Source organism: Piscibacillus sp. B03, assembly GCF_052246295.1.
Taxonomy (GTDB): Bacteria; Bacillota; Bacilli; order Bacillales; family Alkalibacillaceae; genus Piscibacillus.
Genome location: NZ_JBQQCO010000002.1, coordinates 75783 through 93320 on the forward strand (window position 1 = coordinate 75783; position 17538 = coordinate 93320).

Consider the following 17538-nt stretch of genomic DNA (forward strand, 5'->3'; position numbering starts at 1 on the left):
CTATACGCTTATTGGTGTGGTATTCATACTCTTTCTTGGAGTTCTTTTCGTGCAAATTGCGAAACACTATGTCATTAATGCTTACGAAGAACAGCTAGAATATGACGCTAATTTTGTTGCGGAAGATTTTAATGTGAATGCTGTTTCTAATATGGAGAGACAAAAACAGCTTGAGCGGTATTCGGAATCCTTTCCAATTGAGTTGGTATTATATCAAACCGATACTCAAGAATATTTACATACATTTAGTCGTAACGAGACATTAACATTAAATCAACTTCTTGATCAATCACTTACCTCAGACCAGGCTATTACTTTAGATTCTAGGTTAGCTATAGTCAAAAATGTTAATGATGATATTCAGGTTATCGTTGTATCAGAAGAGTTACCAATTCAATATTTACAAACGACACTCTGGTTTATCGTCATATTATTATCGTTATTAGTAGGCTTTTTTATATGGGGATTTGGTAATCGTCTTTATGAAAATTACGTTAACCCAATTAGAAAAGCTTCTGATACGGCTAAATCACTTGCGGAAGGTAATTATAGCGCGAGAATTCATGATGCTCCATATGGAATTGTGTCTGAACTAAGCCAGTCGATTAATACACTAGCGAGAAATTTAGAGTATATTACATCTAAATATCGTAATCAAAATGATCGTCTAAAAACGGTTGTCAATAACATGGAAAGTGGTTTGTTATTAATTAATGAAAAGGGATTAACCCGTCTTGCTAACGAACCGTTTATAAGAAATTTCACTAACCAATCATCAGTTTTAGGCGAGATCTATTATGATGTAATCGAGAATAAAGCTTTAAACGATGCATTACAAGAAGTTGTTTTTATGGAAAGAAAAAAACAATTGACGATTGAGACGAACGATGGGGATTACTTTGAGGTTTATCTAGCACCAATCCGAAATAATTATGATACGTGGAAAGGTGTCGTAGTTGTTTGTCATGATATTACAAAGATTAAACAGCTTGAAAATATCCGAAAAGATTTTGTTGCTAATGTCTCACATGAGTTAAGAACACCGATTACGTCGATTCAAGGTTTTGTTGAGACATTACTAGACGGAAATGAGCATGATGAAGAAATTGTGAAGAAGTTTTTAAGAATTATCGACAAAGAATCTCGTCGTTTAAATGCTTTAATTGAGGATTTGCTAGAGCTATCAACCATTGAAAAGGATGATTTCAGTTTGACAAAGACTCAATTCAATGTATCTGATTTAATGGAGGATGTGGATCAAGTCGTTGAGAAGCAATTAGAGTTAAAAGATTTAACTCGCACTATACAGGTTGAAGGTGATCTGCAACTCTATGCTGATTACAATCGATTGTACCAATTGGTCTTAAATTTATACTCTAATGCGATACAATACACACCTGAAGGCGGCTACATTCAGTGGTCTGTAGTGTCTAATGAAGGGTTTGTTAGGTTTCGAATTAAAGATAATGGAATTGGGATTCCTAAGAAAAATCAAGGACGTATTTTCGAACGTTTTTACCGAGTGGATCAAGATCGCAGTCGTCAAACAGGTGGTACTGGACTTGGGCTTTCAATCGTTAAACATATCGTTGAAGCGCATGAAGGTATGATTGAACTTGAAAGTGAAGAAGGAGAAGGAACGACAATCACGGTGTCAATCCCTCAGAAAATATAATTTGTTATAATAGATAAAAAGTTAGTTAAAGAGGTGTTTTTCTTGTCAAAAGATGAGATTGTTCTGATCGATGGAAATAGTGTTCTATATCGAGCATTCTTCGCATTACCACTACTCAGTAACGATAGCGGTGTGCATACAAATGCGGTATATGGATTTACGAATATGTTGTTAAAAGTATTAGAAGATAAAGATCCTAGCCACATTTTAGTGGCTTTTGATGCTGGCAAAACAACATTTAGACATGAAACGTATAAGGAATATAAAGGTGGACGTCAAAAAACACCTCCAGAGCTGTCGGAACAATTCCCTGTCATGCGTGAGATTTTAGATGCATTAGGTGTTAAGCATTATGAACTTCCACAATATGAAGCGGATGACATTATTGGTACGATTTCAAAACAAGCACAAGTTGATAAAAAGAAAACATTCATCTACTCAGGTGATAAAGACTTACTCCAGTTAGCCTCAGATCATGTGACAGTTGGTGTAACGCGTAAAGGGATCACTGACATTGATGAGTATACACCTGATCAAGTAAAAGAGAAGATGGGTGTTACGATTGATCAAATTATTGACTTAAAAGCGTTAATGGGTGATAAGTCGGATAATATTCCAGGTGTTCCTGGAGTTGGAGAGAAGACGGCTGTAAAGCTTCTAAATCAGTTCGGTACACTTGAAAATATATACGAAAATATTGATGAGGTAAGCGGTAAAAAATTAAAAGAGAATTTAATTAACCATAAAGATGAAGCGTTCATGTCAAGAGAGCTAGTGACGATTAATCGTGAATCACCAGTCGAAATCAAAGTAGAAGACCTTGACTACAATGGTTACCAATCTCGTGATGTCATTGAGCTGTTCAAACAATACGGTTTTAAGTCGCTCATGGGACGTATAGATGGTGAAGAGGAAGAAGTCGAACGTGAAGACGTTTCATTCGAAAAAGTAGATGAGTTTACAAAGAATCTAGTTAGTGATCAAGAAAACTATTTTATTATGGAAATGTTAGAGGATAATTATCATAACGGTGAAATTCTAGGTTTCTCATTAGTAAATGAAAAAGGTCAATATTTTATTCCAACTGATGTTGCACTAACTTCTGGAGATTTTAAAGAGTGGCTAGAAGATGAACAAAGCCCTAAAATTGTTGCAGATGCTAAACGTGTAAAAGTCGCTCTGCAGTGGAAAGGCCTTGACTTAAAAGGAATTCAGTTTGATTTGATATTAGCATCTTATATTGTGAACCCATCTAATAGCAATCACGACTTACCATCTATTGCACAAGGAAATGGTCTTGTCGATGTGTCGTATGACGAAGAGGTTTATGGCAAAGGCGCCAAGCAGAAGGTTCCTGAAGAAGATGTGTTAAGTGAACATATTGTTAGAAAAGGTATTGTTGCGAGGAAGCTGTACCCAATATTAGATGAAGAAGTAAAGAAAAACGAACAAGAAAAGCTCATATATGAGTTAGAAATGCCACTTTCCTTGATTCTAGCTGATATGGAATATTTGGGTGTTAAAGTTGATGTAGATCGTCTAGAAGAGATGCAGCAAGACCTTAGTGAACGTCTCGATAAAATTGAAGATGAAATCTATGAATTAGCAGGACAGTCTTTTAATATTAATTCACCTAAACAATTAGGTAAAATTTTATTTGAGGAGTTAGAGTTACCTGTCATCAAAAAGACTAAGACGGGTTATTCCACATCCGCTGATGTTTTAGAAAAATTACAGCCTGAACATGAAATTGTGGATAAAATTTTGCTCTACCGTCAGTTAGGTAAATTACAATCTACTTATATTGAAGGACTATTAAAAGTTGTACATGATGATACGCATAAGATTCATACTCGATTTAACCAAGTATTAACCCAAACGGGACGCTTAAGTTCGACAGATCCAAACTTACAAAACATCCCGATTCGTCTAGAAGAAGGACGTAAAATTAGACAAGCCTTTGTTCCGTCTAAAGAAGATTACGTCATCATGGCTGCAGACTATTCGCAAATTGAATTACGTGTATTAGCTCATATTGCGAATGATGAAAAGCTTATTTCTGCATTTAGAGATGATAAGGATATTCATACTCAAACGGCTATGGATGTATTTAATGTAAAAGAAGATGAAGTTGACTCACTCATGAGGCGCCACGCCAAAGCAGTTAACTTTGGAATCGTATATGGTATTAGCGACTATGGCTTAAGTCAAAGTTTAGGGATTAATAGAAAAGAAGCTGGTCAATTTATAGAGAAGTATTTTGAAAGTTATCCTGGTGTTAAGGCGTATATGGATGAAATTGTTCAACAGGCTAAGCATGATGGCTATGTGGAAACCATTATGAAGCGTCGCCGCTACCTGCCTGATATTACGAGTCGCAACTTTAATAAAAGAAGTTTTGCAGAACGTACAGCTATGAATACACCTATTCAAGGAAGTGCAGCTGATATTATCAAGAAAGCTATGATTGATGTTATGGAGAAACTTAAAGCATCTGATATTAAAGCTAATATGTTACTGCAAGTTCACGATGAATTAATTTTTGAAGTGGCTAAAAGTGACCTTGATGAGTTGAACAAATTAGTTAAAGAAGCAATGGAGAATACAGTTGAATTAAATGTGCCATTGCTTGTTGAAGCGGATCATGGCACAACTTGGTACGATGCAAAGTAAGGGAAGGATATACTGATGCCAGAATTACCAGAGGTAGAAACAGTTAGAAGAACATTAGAGCCAATTATTCAGGGAAAAGAAATTGAAGATATTGTCATTTATTACTCAGGAATTATTAAAGAGCCTGAAGATTCAGTGGCATTTAAACATCAAATGATGGGACAACAATTTAAGAAAATTGATCGATTAGGCAAATTTTTAATTTTTCATTTAACGGATGACCGTTTAGTGTCTCACCTTCGAATGGAAGGTAAGTATGGGATTTATGATAATGATGAGCCATTAGAGCCACATACACATATCGTGTTTAAACTAAACGATGGAAATGAGTTAAGGTATCGAGATGTTAGGAAATTCGGAACGATGCATTTAAAAGAACCAAAACATCTTTTAACAACTGCCCCTTTAAATAAGCTGGGGGTTGAGCCTTTTAGCGAACAATTTACAACAAATTATTTGTATGAACGACTTCGAAAAACATCACGTAAAATAAAACCGGCTTTGTTAGATCAAGCGATAGTGACAGGGTTGGGTAATATATACGTGGATGAAGTTTTGTATAGAAGTCAAATTCACCCTGAACGGATTGCGAACACTATTACAATTAAAGAGGCTGAAACCATACAACAAAACACTGTTCAGGTTTTACAAGAAGCCGTTGATCATGGGGGTTCATCCATTCGCTCTTATTTAAATAGTTTAGGTGAAGTTGGCATGTTTCAGCTTCAGATTTCTGTTTATGGCAAAGAAGGTGAGACTTGCCCGAATTGTCACACTGTTATAGAAAAAATAAAGGTCGGAGGAAGAGGGACGCATTTCTGTCCGCAATGTCAACCAACCCCGAACTAACACACGTTATTAGCTTCTTTCATAAGATAGGTTGAGTCCTTATGGAAGGAGCTTTTTAATTTGGATCACATCTTGGTTATCATTTTATTATTAAGCTTAGCCGTTAGTTTTGATAGTTACTTTTTTGGATTTACTTATAGTTTGAAATCAATTAAAGTAAAGAAAACAACCTATTTAGTTATTGGACTGGTTACATCAGTGAGTTTTTTAATAGGTTACTTATTAGGTGACTTGTTAGCTCTTTTTATCCCGAGATTGGCGGAATATTTGGGCGGTTTTGTGTTTGTATTAATAGGTTGTTATGTTTTATGGCAATGGTTTGATGAGCAACGTGAGAAGTTCCGTCATTATTACCAAAAAGAAGCGGTTCGTTTTAATATAAAAACGATTTGGATGATCTTAAAAAATCCACAAATGGCAGACTTAGATCAATCCGGTACCATTTCAGGGAAAGAATCTTTTGTCGTAGCCCTTGCGCTATCGTTAGATTCTTTTGGTGGTGGAGTTGGAGCCGCATTTAGTATCCTTCCATATATGTTAACAGCATTTTTAATAGGATTATGTTCGATGTTTTTCTTAGGATTCGGTACTTTAACAGGCCGCGTCTTAACAAAGTATAATTGGATGCATCAATTATCTTTTCTGCCAGGCTTAATTTTTATTATGTTAGGAATATGGAATATAACGAAGTAGGTGATCAGTATGTCAGTAATCATTGGTTTGACAGGAAGTATAGCAACGGGTAAATCCACAGTATCTAAAATGTTTAAAGAATGGGAGATTCCAGTCGTTGACGCGGATCAAATTGCGCGAAATGTCGTTGAACCAGGTGAGCCAGCTTATAATAAAATAGTGAAACACTTTGGTGAAAAAGTGTTATACGATAATGGTACATTAAATCGAAAAAAGCTTGGTGAAATAGTTTTTGGTGATGAAGAAGAGCGCAAGACACTGAATGGTTTTATTCACCCAGAGATTCGAAAAGAAATGATTAGACAACGAGAGGAATATGTTGCGGCAGGAGAGTCTGCCGTTGTGTTGGACATCCCTTTATTGTTTGAAAATAAATTATTTGATTACGTTGATAAAGTCCTTGTAGTGTATGTTGATCCTGATACCCAACTTGAAAGGCTAATGGAACGCGATGAAACTGGACAAGAAGAAGCGTTAAGTCGAATCCAATCTCAGATTTCTATTACGGAAAAGAAAGATCGAGCTGATGCGATTATTGATAATACGGGTTCAGTTGAAAAAAGCAAGGAACAATTAAAGGAAATTCTCCAAAAATGGGGAATTGAAAATAAAAATCTATAAAAGTAGTAACATTTTTTTATAAAACTCCCCTATAATATAATAAATGTGTTATACTATTGTCGTAAAAAATAATGTTAAGTGTAACATATATAGAGCTTGGGAGGTTATTTAAATGACAACACGTATTGCAATTAATGGATTTGGCAGAATTGGTCGTATGGTTTTTCGTAAAGCGATCAAAGACGAAGCTTTAGAGGTTGTAGCAATTAACGCAAGTTACCCAACAGAAACATTAGCACATTTAATTAAATATGATTCTGTACATGGACGGTTTGATGGAGAGGTTACGCATACAGATGACGAAATGATCGTAGATGGAAAGCATGTCGCTAAGGTTTCAAATCGTAACCCATTAGAATTACCATGGGCAGATTTAAACGTAGATATTGTAATTGAAGCAACAGGTAAATTTAAAACTAAAGAAACAGCTTCACAACACATTACAGCTGGAGCAAAGCGCGTGATTATTTCTGCTCCTGGAAAAGAAGTTGATCGTACTATTGTTATGGGTGTTAATGAAGACGACTTTAATCCTGATACAGACGAAGTAATTTCAAATGCATCTTGTACGACTAACTGCTTAGCTCCTGTGGTTAAGGTGTTAAATGATGAGTTCGGTATTGAAGAAGGATTAATGACAACTGTTCATTCATTTACAAATGATCAGAAAAACTTAGATAACCCGCATAAAGACTTGCGTCGTGCGCGTGGTTTAACACAATCAATTATTCCAACTTCGACTGGTGCTGCGAAAGCCATTAATGAAGTTTTACCAGAATTAAAAGGCCGTCTACATGGTATGGCATTACGTGTACCGACACCAAACGTGTCATTAGTAGATTTAGTAGTAGATGTTAAACAGGATGTGACAGCTGAAGAAGTGAACCAAGCATTCTATAGTGCTATGGAAAAACAAATGGCTGGAATCTTATCTATTAATGACGAGCCATTAGTTTCAGTTGACTACACGACGTCACCATATTCTTCAATTGTTGATGGTTTATCGACAATGGTAATGGGTACTCGTAAAGTGAAAGTATTAGCTTGGTATGATAACGAGTGGGGCTATTCCTGCCGTATCGTCGATTTAGCAAAGTATGTTTCCCAAAATATTAAAAATGGTCAAGTGACTATGTAAATAAGCTAAAAAGCCAATCGTACTCGAGAGTTCGATTGGCTTTTTTGTGGCTAAAGGTCGATAAATTATCGATAGGGATCGATAAAAAAGACTTTTTTACCGAGTCGACAAAATTCGTGGCTGATATTTTTTGATAAGGGGTCGATAAATCGTAAAGTGGGGTCGATAAAGAGCACGGTTTTAAATTTAGAAATTAAATGTGAAGCAAGAAGCATGTGTTGTAACGCCGAACTGGTGCATTATAATAAAATTCAACAACTTTATGGGCATCAATATTATAAAATTAACTTTAAAATTTAACAGAGCAAAAAATAAAATATTTTGAAGGAAATTGAGGGGCAATGTCGAATACTTTTCTCGTAACTATATTCAATGTGATAAAGGAGAGTTGCGAATGTCAGAAGAATATTCAAATAATGTGTATGAATTTATGCAGAATTCAACTAGTACCAAAACGTATCGTCACGATTATCCAATGACTGAAGAATTAATGGATGAATTATTAGGCGAGGTTTATTTGCCAATTTATAAACAGACTTATTTTCATCACTATGAAAATGCCAAAGACAGATTGTTAAGATTTGTTCGTGAACACGAGGTTCCTAATACAAAACAAGAGAAGGTCATTGATTTAGTGTTTTGGTGGAAGATTCTATACGAAATGCAACATGATGAAGATTTTGATGAAGTTTATCAATATAAGGTTTCTCATCAAGCTTTCTTAAATAAACGACCCATACTATCCTCTTGGTTAAAAGAGTGGTATAAGATTTATCCTAAATTTTATTATGTTTCCGACCAGTTTGCACTAAATGGTTCGTTTGCTGTAGATTGTGAGAAACAAACAATTACCGAAATTCTATTTCCCCATCCGATGATTCAACCCCCGAAAAAGTACTCTATAATAGTGGCTATATTACTTCCTTACTGTGATTCATTGTATTTTCCGTTATGTGATTACTATGTGTTTGATGACAAAGTCAAACGAGAAATTGCTCCCAACATCAACTTTCTTTATCAAGAACTAGATGGCAAAGATCACAAGCTCGATCAATTTATGCATATGTTCTCTTCCGTATTGAGATTAGAACAATTATATTTAGATAATATAACTTCTAGACCCAATGACATCTAAATCCCCTTCTATATTTTATTCTCAATTAACTGTAAAATTTGTTATACTAGTAAAAAGGTATAGACTACGGTATGTTTACGGAGGAAAAAAGATGCGTTGCCCGAACTGTGATGCAAAAAACACAAGAGTATTAGATTCAAGACCGATTGATGAAGGTCGTTCAATTAGACGAAGAAGAGAGTGCGAGTCGTGTCAGTATCGCTTTACAACATTTGAGCGAGTAGAAGAAATTCCTTTAATCGTTGTGAAAAAAGAAGGTACCCGAGAAGAGTTTAATCGAGAGAAATTAAAGCGAGGATTAATTAAAGCTTGCGAAAAACGCCCGGTTTCAATTGAAGAAATTGAGCGTATTGCATTTGATGTTGAAAAAGATTTAAGAAACCAAGGGAACTCTGAAATCTTAAGTGATGATATTGGGGAATTAATTATGGATCGGTTAGCTGAAGTAGATGAAGTGGCTTATGTACGCTTTGCTTCGGTATACCGTCAGTTTAAAGATATTAATGTGTTTATGAGTGAACTAAATGAAATGATTAATAAAAATAAAAAGTAATGGGAGTATGGGGTGTAATTCTATGAACGAACGGATTCGGCATCTGTTGCCTAACGACCGCTTGAAGATATTTCAAAAAGAACCTTTTTATGAAGATGCTGAAACAGTTTTAACACTGTTGTATCAACCTCTGATTTCTATTAAAGGAATCGCCGTTTACCAAGCACTATGGAAAGAATCGGCGTATCAACAACCGCAAACCTCTATTTCCCATCATCAAATGATGAATACACTGAATATGACTCTAGATGATTTTTATGAAGCTAGGAAAAAGTTGGAAGCGATCGGTCTACTCCAATCTTATAAAGAAGAAGGCACTTATCGAACTTTATATTATATATTGCAGAAACCGTACTCGGCTCAAGGCTTTTTTGGTGATCCGATGTTATCTGCTTTATTGGAGCATCACATTGGCCGAGACGCTTATCAACGACTGAAAAAGAGACTACTAAGCGATGTCATCCTACCATCAAATGCTCAAAGTGTGACTCATTCATTTGATGATGTATTTACGACGATTAACCCGGACCAAATGCCACAAGAACCTGTTGTTGAAGAAACAGATCCAAGTGCAATTGAAACTAAACTTCCCTTAGAATGGCTTCATAAAATGTTAACCCAACAGCAAATTAAAGCTCAATCAATTTTGACCCAATCAAACCTTGATTTTATGGAAAAAATGATTAAGATTTATGATGTGGATTTTTTAGAGCTTGAAAAAGCCGTTATCTGGGCAGTTAATGAGAAGCAACAGTTTGATCGTAAAGAATTTCAAGATATGTGTAAGGATATTTTTTATAAAAAACATGGTAGTGTACCACCTAGGCTTTATTCAAAAGGACAAGTCCAGTCAGAAAAACAACCTGAACAGAAGGCACAAAATGAAGAACCTAAAACAAAAGAAGAGCAGCTAATTCAGAGGTTTAACTCAATCTCACATCGTGAGCTGTTAGAAGACCTTTCTGCTTCTGGACGTGCGTCAATGAAAGAAGTAGATATGCTCACGACCATTATGGAAGAGCATGGTTTGTCTCAGCCTGTCATGAATGTGTTAGTTGACTATGTGTTAAAGCGTAATCAAAATAAACTATCTAAAAATTATATTGAGACAATTGCAGCTCACTGGAGTCGTGAGGGAATTTCACAAGCAAAAGAAGCCATGCAGATTGCTAAACGTGAACATCATATGTATGAAACATGGAAACAAAAGAAAAATCAAAACCAGAACCAAAAAAGGCAACAACGTTCTAAAGAAGTGTTACCTAAATGGTTTCAAGATGAGCGAAAACAAAAGAAACAAACATCAGAACCAACCAAAAAGCCAGTAAACCAACATGATACTAAGAAAAAACGTGAAGAGTTAGAAGCGTTTATTAAAAATTATTCTAAAACGAAGCATTAAGGGTGAATTCCATGGAATCTATTCAATCAGCGTTAAGTCGATGGATGAAAGGTAAAGAAAGCTTCCAGCATTCTATGCAACAAATGCGTAAAGAAGTGCTATCTTCAAAGGATGTACAAGCTTTCTTAAAAGAACATCCTGAAATTACCGAAGAACAAATTAATAAACAATTAATCAAATTATATGAATATGATGTTTCGTCTAAGGCATGTGAGAAGTGCACTTCTTTAGAACAGTGCCGAAACGTTGTACAAGGTTATGTACCTGAGATTAGTTTGGAGAATAAACGAATTAAGCTAAGGTATCACGAATGCCCGCGTCAAGAGAAACATTTAGAAGATTTAGAAAAACATAAATTTGTACAAAGTCTTCATATGCCACGTGAAATTCATGAGGCAACATTTGATCAGATTTATTTAAACGAAGAAGCTAGGTTAGATGTTTTTGCTCAAGTTAAGTCGTTTTTCGATCAAGCGCAAAACGATCTTCCAAGCAAAGGATTATTTTTATACGGTAAATTTGGTGTTGGAAAAACATATATGTTAGCGGCATTGGCTAATGCATTGGCAGAATTAAAAGTAGATACTTATTTTATTTATATGCCAGAATTAGTTCGTGAAATGAAAGCATCTATTAATGACTCGACGATTAATCAAAAAATTGATCGCTTCAAAAATGCTTCAGTTTTAATTTTAGATGATATTGGGGCTGAGTTTTCATCTGCTTGGTTTAGAGATGAGGTGCTTGGAGCCATACTACAATACCGTATGATGGAGCGTCTTCCAGTTTTCTTTACATCAAACTATTCACCAGAAGAACTAGAATCGATTCTATCTAAATCAGGTAAGGGTGATTACGAGCAATTAAAAGCTGCTCGTATTATGGAACGGATTAATCAAGTCAGTAAGCCAGTAGAAGTAATCGGTGAGAATTACCGTAACTAGAGGGTTGGACTCAAGTTCAACTCTCTTTTTTTAATAAAGTTTGTCCGAATTTTCATGTTTTACATTTCTCTTTCATAAACTGTACTACTGTGAATGATGTGGAAAGAGGGATGAAACATGAAAGAGACGTTATTTCTGTTTCAAGATGAGAAGGATGCTAATCAATTTTATCTATTTGTTTTAGCATCGACATTTAATGGTGACGTACGAATCAAAGGGAGCGAAGTACGTCTATCTGGTTACAACAAGTTAAAGCAGACAAGCTTAGTTGATTTAATATTTCCTTTTATCGTTAACTTTTATGTGCCGAGGGTCTCTAATTACTTATTAAGAAATGCCTATTACTATCACGAAGAAGAAATTGAACAAATTGTTCCGTTTGTATTATCAGTCAGTTCGATTTCTAAAGAGTTACACACGGATTTATCCTTTTCCTTATATGAAAGGCTGATTTATTACTTATACACTCATGAAACACGTGGCGTCGTCGATATGGAGCATTTATATTTAACGTTATTCCAAAATGAAGACGCTTGGTTAGAGATTGTCGGTTACGGTATTGAGGAATGGCAGTTTGAGTTAAACTTTCAAGAACAAATGAATGACATTAGACATTATGTGTTTAAAAAAAAGCCTAAGCTCCCTAAAGTCATTGTGAATATTAAGGATCGAATTCGGTTCTTTGACTCACACGGACAACCTATTCGAGAAGAGGTGTTAGCACATTTTCGAAAAGTGTCTGGAACTAGCGTGATTGAGGAGTATGATCAAACAAAATTAATTTCTACGCTAATGTCAATTGCTCCTCAACAAATTGATGTGTATGCATCAAATGATCATATGCATACATTATATTGGATGATGAATATTTTTCAAGAGCGTATTAAATTATTCCCGGTGGAGCAGTTTCCGTACAAAATTGTGGAATAGCTTGATTTCTTTCTCTGAGATGGTTATAATACGTACATAAAATATTATGAACGTGCGTAGAAGAGGACATGAACAAGTCGACACAGCTTTACAGAGAGGGAAGTCGTGGCTGAGAGCTTTCTAGTATGACTGCTTGTTTACCACCTCAGAGCATCGATCGTGAAGCTATGAAGTTAGCGATTGACGTACCATCGGCGTTAACGATGTCTGAGAGAGCTGTTTTATTAAACAGAATCAGGGTGGAACCACGGGTATAACACTCGTCCCTTTTATTAGGGATGAGTGTTTTTTTGTTTATCTAAAAGTTGAATTTGATGAGTGAAGGCGGCGACTCTTAGGGGAACAGCACGAGCCGAGGGGCCACAGGATGTGGGTCAGTTCGGCGTTGCAACAGGACGTTGCGAACTTAGCCGAACATCCTTCAACTTCTAAATGAGTTCAGAGAAGTTGAGGCCGTGCCCCAGGAAAGCGTCCGCCGAAAGCGAATCAAATTTTAATAAATCACAAAGGAGTGGATCACATGTCAGAGATGATTCAAGTCAAATTCCCAGATGGCAATGTTAAGGAGTTTCCTAAAGGAACAACGACTGAAGATATTGCAGCTTCGATTAGCTCAGGCTTAAAGAAGCAAGCATTAGCTGGTAAATACAATGATGAAATGGTCGATTTACGTACGCCATTAAATGAAGACGGCGACATCCAAATCATTACTTACCGTGATGAAGAAGGTTTAGAAGTGTTAAGACACTCAACTGCACACTTAATGGCCCAAGCAATTAAACGCCTATATCCAAATGTGAAACTAGGAGTAGGCCCAGTTATTGAAGGTGGGTTCTATTACGATCTTGATATGGAGGAAACGATTACTCCAGAAGACCTTCCTAAAATTGAAAAAGAAATGAAGAAGATCGTCGATGAAGCATTAGAAATTCGTCGTGTTGACGTTTCTCGTGAAGAAGCAAAAGAACGCTACAAAGAAATTGGCGACGACCTTAAACTAGAACTAATTGACGATATTCCAGAAGGTCAGTCTATTTCGATTTATGAACAAGGTGAGTTTTTTGATTTATGCCGTGGTGTTCACGTACCTCACACTGGAAAAATTAAAGTGTTTAAGCTATTGAACATTTCAGGTGCTTACTGGCGTGGAGACAGTAATAACAAAATGCTTCAACGAATTTACGGTACAGCATTCGAGAAGAAGGGCCAACTTGAGGAACATTTACGCCTACTAGAAGAAGCAAAAGAACGCGACCATCGTAAACTTGGTAAAGAGTTAGACATTTTTACCGTTTCACAAAAGGTAGGTCAAGGCTTACCGCTTTGGTTACCTAAAGGGGCGACAATCCGCCGTACAATTGAGCGTTATATTGTCGATTTAGAAACTAAGCTCGGCTATGATCACGTTTATACTCCTGTATTAGGTAGTGTCGATTTATACAAAACAAGTGGTCACTGGGATCATTATCAAGATGACATGTTCCCGACAATGGAAATGGATAATGAAGATTTAGTACTTCGTCCAATGAACTGTCCACACCACATGATGGTTTATAAGAATGAACTTCATAGTTATCGTAATTTACCAGTTCGTATTGCTGAACTTGGTACAATGCACCGTCATGAAATGTCAGGTGCACTAGCTGGATTGCAACGTGTACGTGGTATGACGTTAAATGATGCTCATATTTTTGCACGTCCTGACCAATTAAAAGAAGAATTTATCCGTGTTGTTGAGTTAATCCAAAATGTGTATAAAGACTTTGGTATTAACGACTATTACTTCCGTTTATCATATCGCGATCCAGAAGATACAGATAAATATGTGGATAATGATGAGATGTGGAATAAAGCAGAAGCTTTATTAAAAGAAACAATGGAAGAGATGAATGTGGAGTTTGTTGAAGCTAAAGGTGAAGCGGCATTCTACGGTCCAAAATTAGACGTACAAGTGAAAACAGCGTTAGGGAAAGACGAAACATTATCGACTGTTCAATTAGACTTCCATTTACCAGAACGTTTTGATTTAACTTATATTGGTGAAGATGGTAAAGAACATCGACCAGTTGTTATCCACCGTGGTGTGGTATCGACAATGGAACGATTTGTTGCATTCTTAATTGAAGAATATAAGGGTGCATTCCCAACTTGGTTAGCACCAGTACAAGCAAAGATAATTCCAGTCTCATTAGATGTTCATATGGATTATGCTAAGAAAGTTGAAGATCGTTTACGTCGTGAAGGAATCCGAGTTGAATTAGATGTACGCGATGAAAAACTTGGTTATAAAATCCGTGAATCGCAGACACAGAAAATTCCTTATTCTTTAGTATTAGGTGATAAGGAAATGAATGATGAAGCAGTTAACGTCCGTAAATACGGGGAAAAAGATAGTGACACAATTGGTTTAGAAGATTTTGTGCAACAAATGGTTGATGAAGTGAAACATCATAAGTTATAATGTTTAGCAGTTGTGCTTTTACAGTACAACTGCTTTTTTTGTTTTATGTTGTCAGGAACTTCTCTTGACAATTTTGTTCAGTCATTATATACTTTTAAAAGTGAATTAAATAAGGTCATTTGATAGACAAGTAGAAGCACCCGCTTCTCACCTGATCGACGCCTTGAGTAGTTGGCAGGTCATCATATTTCTGACACATACGGAATGAGTATGTTTTTTGATGAAATAATGTGTGGGTGCAACTGTGTACCGACACTTTTTTTATGGTCAAAACACTTGTCGAGGATGCCTTATTCAATGTAACTTTGTTAAGAGTTAATGAAAAACGAACGATCGTTTTTCTTACAATTTTGTGGAGGTGGCTCACTATTAGCAAAGATATGAACGTTAATGAGGGAATTCGAGCTAAAGAAGTCCGACTCATTGACTCAAATGGCGAACAATTAGGAATTAAATCTCGTCAAGAAGCTTTAGAGATTGCTGATCGTGCTAATCTCGATCTAGTGTTGGTAGCACCAAACGCTAAACCACCGGTATGTCGTATTATGGACTACGGTAAATATCGCTTCGAACAACAGAAGAAAGAAAAAGAGCAACGTAAGAATCAAAAAGTTATTAACATCAAAGAGGTTCGTTTAACACCTGCTATTGAGGAACATGACTTTAATACGAAATTACGTAATGCTCATAAGTTTCTTAAAAAGGGCGATAAAGTTAAAGTAAGCGTTCGTTTCCGCGGTCGTGCAATTACGCACAAAGAGTTAGGTCGTGAAGTATTAGACCGATTCGCTGATCAATGTAGCGAATTGGCAACACTTGAAACGAAGCCTAAAATGGAAGGCCGTAACATGTTTATGATGCTTGCTCCAAAAGCAGAGAAGTAAAAGTTATTACAGAAGGAGGACTTTACGATGCCAAAAATGAAGTCGCATAAAGGTTCACAAAAGCGTTTTAAGAAAACAGGAACTGGAAAATTTAAACGTTCACATGCTTTCACTAGTCACTTATTTGCAAATAAATCGACTAAACAGAAGCGTAAACTACGTAAAAGTGCAATGGTTTCTAAAGCGGACGAAGGTCGTCTAAGCAAATTATTACCTTACAAATAAGACTTATTAACGGATAGATTTAGGAGGGATTACAATGCCACGTGTTAAAGGTGGAACAGTTACACGTAGAAGACGTAAACGTGTATTGAAATTAGCTAAAGGTTATTATGGTTCGAAAAGAACGTTATTTAAAACAGCAAAACAACAAGTAATGAAGTCAGGTCAGTATGCTTACCGTGACCGCCGTCAGAAAAAACGTGACTTCCGTAAATTATGGATTGCACGTATTAATGCGGCAGCTCGTATGAATGACATTTCTTACAGCCGTTTAATGCACGGTTTAAAGCTAGCTGGTGTTGAAGTTAACCGTAAAATGCTAGCTGACTTAGCTGTTAACGATGAGAAAGCTTTCTCTGAATTAGCAGAACAAGCTAAATCAGCTCTTAAATAATGAACACAATGCCCTGAAAGGATTAGTCCTTTCAGGGTTTTATTGTATCTGAAAAGGAGAACATTACATGGATTATATTTGGTTTTATTTAATCATCATCCTTAGCCTAATTGGATTTGTTTGCATGGGTCTAGATAAACGGAAAGCAAGACTGCATCAATGGAGAATACCTGAGAAGACATTGTGGCTTTTGGCCATCTTCGGTGGTGCGCCTGGTATGTGGGTCGGCATGAGTGTTTTTCGACATAAAACACATCACTCGACTTTTAAATTTGGGTTGCCTATATTAAGTGTTCTTGTTTTGGGAGTCGCTCTTTACTTGTCATAATAGCTCGTCTTATGTCATATAGTTATACAAGAGGGATAAAAGGAGGGGTAGTTATGAATAATGCTTTGGTATGGGCACAGGATACAATGACATCAACAACGTATGTGGCACCTATGCTATTTATCCTTTTTCATATCATTCGTCCTTTCTTATTTATTCCGGTAGCATTTATTTGTATCACAGGCGGCTTACTGTTTGGGCTAACCTATGGAGCAGTTTATTCATTAATTGGCGTGACGTTATCAAGTCTTATATTCTACTTTTTCATTAAATCTATGCCAAAACTATTTAATCGTTTTCACAGGCTTCGTGAGAAAATGTTTGGAAAACATCGTGAGTTAACCATTCCGCAAGTGTTGTTATTACGTGTAACACCATTTATTCACTTTCATTTAGTATCTATTTTACTGATAGAAATGACTCGTAATTTTAAAGAGTATGCTAAGCTATCTATTTTATCCAATGTACCGCTGGCGGTCATGTATACGTCATTCGGACAGTGGTTTCAAACTCTTCATTTCCATCATGTACTGATACTAATGGGGATCATTTTATTAACGTTTTATTTATTAAGGAAAAAAGAGATTGTCTTGAAATGGGAAGACTTCTTTGCACCTGACCTCCAAAAGTAGTGAA

General features: G+C 36.1%; 17 protein-coding genes and 2 other annotated features. All 17 genes read left to right on the forward strand.

Annotated features, from left to right (window positions below):
- The first annotated feature begins 49 nt into the window (after window positions 1–49).
- The 17 genes from pnpS to ACTWQB_RS02115 all read left to right on the forward strand — a co-directional run bounded on the left by pnpS (window position 50) and on the right by ACTWQB_RS02115 (window position 17534).
- Window positions 50–1675, forward strand: coding sequence for a two-component system histidine kinase PnpS (gene pnpS / locus ACTWQB_RS02035; RefSeq protein ID WP_443137517.1), 1626 nt, complete (start codon window positions 50–52; stop codon window positions 1673–1675).
- A gap of 42 nt (window positions 1676–1717) precedes the next feature.
- A complete protein-coding gene (gene polA / locus ACTWQB_RS02040; RefSeq protein WP_443137518.1) occupies window positions 1718–4348 on the forward strand; it encodes a DNA polymerase I in 2631 nt (876 codons plus the stop codon).
- A 15-nt stretch (window positions 4349–4363) separates the two neighbouring features.
- Window positions 4364–5197 carry a DNA-formamidopyrimidine glycosylase gene (mutM, locus tag ACTWQB_RS02045; RefSeq protein ID WP_443137519.1) on the forward strand — a complete coding sequence of 278 codons (834 nt, stop codon included), beginning with the start codon at window positions 4364–4366 and terminating at the stop codon, window positions 5195–5197.
- A gap of 60 nt (window positions 5198–5257) precedes the next feature.
- Entirely contained in the window at window positions 5258–5890 is a 633-nt protein-coding gene (ytaF, locus tag ACTWQB_RS02050) for a sporulation membrane protein YtaF (protein WP_443137520.1), read from the forward strand.
- Between the two features lie 9 nt (window positions 5891–5899).
- Window positions 5900–6511, forward strand: a complete 612-nt coding sequence (gene coaE / locus ACTWQB_RS02055) for a dephospho-CoA kinase (protein WP_443137521.1) — start codon at window positions 5900–5902, stop codon at window positions 6509–6511.
- A 112-nt stretch (window positions 6512–6623) separates the two neighbouring features.
- Complete coding sequence (locus ACTWQB_RS02060; protein WP_443137522.1) at window positions 6624–7649, forward strand: glyceraldehyde-3-phosphate dehydrogenase; 1026 nt, start codon at window positions 6624–6626, stop codon at window positions 7647–7649.
- Between the two features lie 394 nt (window positions 7650–8043).
- Complete coding sequence (locus tag ACTWQB_RS02065; protein WP_443137523.1) at window positions 8044–8784, forward strand: hypothetical protein; 741 nt, start codon at window positions 8044–8046, stop codon at window positions 8782–8784.
- A gap of 91 nt (window positions 8785–8875) precedes the next feature.
- Window positions 8876–9337: a transcriptional regulator NrdR gene (gene nrdR, locus ACTWQB_RS02070; protein ID WP_443137524.1), complete on the forward strand. Its 462-nt coding sequence runs from the start codon at window positions 8876–8878 to the stop codon at window positions 9335–9337.
- A 22-nt stretch (window positions 9338–9359) separates the two neighbouring features.
- Window positions 9360–10739, forward strand: a complete 1380-nt coding sequence (locus ACTWQB_RS02075) for a replication initiation and membrane attachment family protein (protein ID WP_443137525.1) — start codon at window positions 9360–9362, stop codon at window positions 10737–10739.
- A gap of 11 nt (window positions 10740–10750) precedes the next feature.
- Entirely contained in the window at window positions 10751–11683 is a 933-nt protein-coding gene (gene dnaI / locus ACTWQB_RS02080; RefSeq protein ID WP_443137526.1) for a primosomal protein DnaI, read from the forward strand.
- Between the two features lie 117 nt (window positions 11684–11800).
- A complete protein-coding gene (ytxC, locus tag ACTWQB_RS02085; RefSeq protein WP_443137527.1) occupies window positions 11801–12613 on the forward strand; it encodes a sporulation protein YtxC in 813 nt (270 codons plus the stop codon).
- Window positions 12614–12661: 48 nt separating this feature from the next.
- Window positions 12662–12884 (forward strand) — a binding site (T-box leader).
- Window positions 12885–13133: 249 nt separating this feature from the next.
- Window positions 13134–15074: a threonine--tRNA ligase gene (gene thrS, locus ACTWQB_RS02090; RefSeq protein WP_443137528.1), complete on the forward strand. Its 1941-nt coding sequence runs from the start codon at window positions 13134–13136 to the stop codon at window positions 15072–15074.
- 122 nt (window positions 15075–15196) lie between these two features.
- Window positions 15197–15342, forward strand: a sequence feature (ribosomal protein L20 leader region).
- A gap of 112 nt (window positions 15343–15454) precedes the next feature.
- The gene (gene infC / locus ACTWQB_RS02095; protein ID WP_443137529.1) at window positions 15455–15958 is read left to right on the forward strand and encodes a translation initiation factor IF-3; all 504 of its coding nucleotides are present in this window, start codon (window positions 15455–15457) and stop codon (window positions 15956–15958) included.
- A 27-nt stretch (window positions 15959–15985) separates the two neighbouring features.
- A complete protein-coding gene (gene rpmI / locus ACTWQB_RS02100) occupies window positions 15986–16183 on the forward strand; it encodes a 50S ribosomal protein L35 (RefSeq protein ID WP_091774501.1) in 198 nt (65 codons plus the stop codon).
- A gap of 34 nt (window positions 16184–16217) precedes the next feature.
- Window positions 16218–16574 carry a 50S ribosomal protein L20 gene (gene rplT, locus ACTWQB_RS02105; protein ID WP_443137530.1) on the forward strand — a complete coding sequence of 119 codons (357 nt, stop codon included), beginning with the start codon at window positions 16218–16220 and terminating at the stop codon, window positions 16572–16574.
- 67 nt (window positions 16575–16641) lie between these two features.
- The gene (locus ACTWQB_RS02110) at window positions 16642–16902 is read left to right on the forward strand and encodes a DUF1294 domain-containing protein (protein ID WP_443137531.1); all 261 of its coding nucleotides are present in this window, start codon (window positions 16642–16644) and stop codon (window positions 16900–16902) included.
- 53 nt (window positions 16903–16955) lie between these two features.
- Window positions 16956–17534 (forward strand): TVP38/TMEM64 family protein, encoded by a 579-nt coding sequence (locus ACTWQB_RS02115; RefSeq protein WP_443137532.1) that lies wholly within the window; start codon window positions 16956–16958, stop codon window positions 17532–17534.
- The last annotated feature ends 4 nt before the right edge of the window (window positions 17535–17538 follow it).

Excerpts from the sequence above, each read along its gene's own strand:
- infC (WP_443137529.1), top strand. The coding sequence starts at position 15,455 with ATGAACGTTAATGAGGGAATTCGAGCTAAAGAAGTCCGACTCATTGAC.
- ACTWQB_RS02060 (WP_443137522.1), top strand. The coding sequence starts at position 6,624 with ATGACAACACGTATTGCAATTAATGGATTTGGCAGAATTGGTCGTATG.
- ACTWQB_RS02075 (WP_443137525.1), top strand. The coding sequence starts at position 9,360 with ATGAACGAACGGATTCGGCATCTGTTGCCTAACGACCGCTTGAAGATA.
- rplT (WP_443137530.1), top strand. The coding sequence starts at position 16,218 with ATGCCACGTGTTAAAGGTGGAACAGTTACACGTAGAAGACGTAAACGT.
- nrdR (WP_443137524.1), top strand. The coding sequence starts at position 8,876 with ATGCGTTGCCCGAACTGTGATGCAAAAAACACAAGAGTATTAGATTCA.
- rpmI (WP_091774501.1), top strand. The coding sequence starts at position 15,986 with ATGCCAAAAATGAAGTCGCATAAAGGTTCACAAAAGCGTTTTAAGAAA.
- ACTWQB_RS02065 (WP_443137523.1), top strand. The coding sequence starts at position 8,044 with ATGTCAGAAGAATATTCAAATAATGTGTATGAATTTATGCAGAATTCA.
- thrS (WP_443137528.1), top strand. The coding sequence starts at position 13,134 with ATGTCAGAGATGATTCAAGTCAAATTCCCAGATGGCAATGTTAAGGAG.
- coaE (WP_443137521.1), top strand. The coding sequence starts at position 5,900 with ATGTCAGTAATCATTGGTTTGACAGGAAGTATAGCAACGGGTAAATCC.
- ACTWQB_RS02110 (WP_443137531.1), top strand. The coding sequence starts at position 16,642 with ATGGATTATATTTGGTTTTATTTAATCATCATCCTTAGCCTAATTGGA.
- ytxC (WP_443137527.1), top strand. The coding sequence starts at position 11,801 with ATGAAAGAGACGTTATTTCTGTTTCAAGATGAGAAGGATGCTAATCAA.
- ACTWQB_RS02115 (WP_443137532.1), top strand. The coding sequence starts at position 16,956 with ATGAATAATGCTTTGGTATGGGCACAGGATACAATGACATCAACAACG.
- mutM (WP_443137519.1), top strand. The coding sequence starts at position 4,364 with ATGCCAGAATTACCAGAGGTAGAAACAGTTAGAAGAACATTAGAGCCA.
- dnaI (WP_443137526.1), top strand. The coding sequence starts at position 10,751 with ATGGAATCTATTCAATCAGCGTTAAGTCGATGGATGAAAGGTAAAGAA.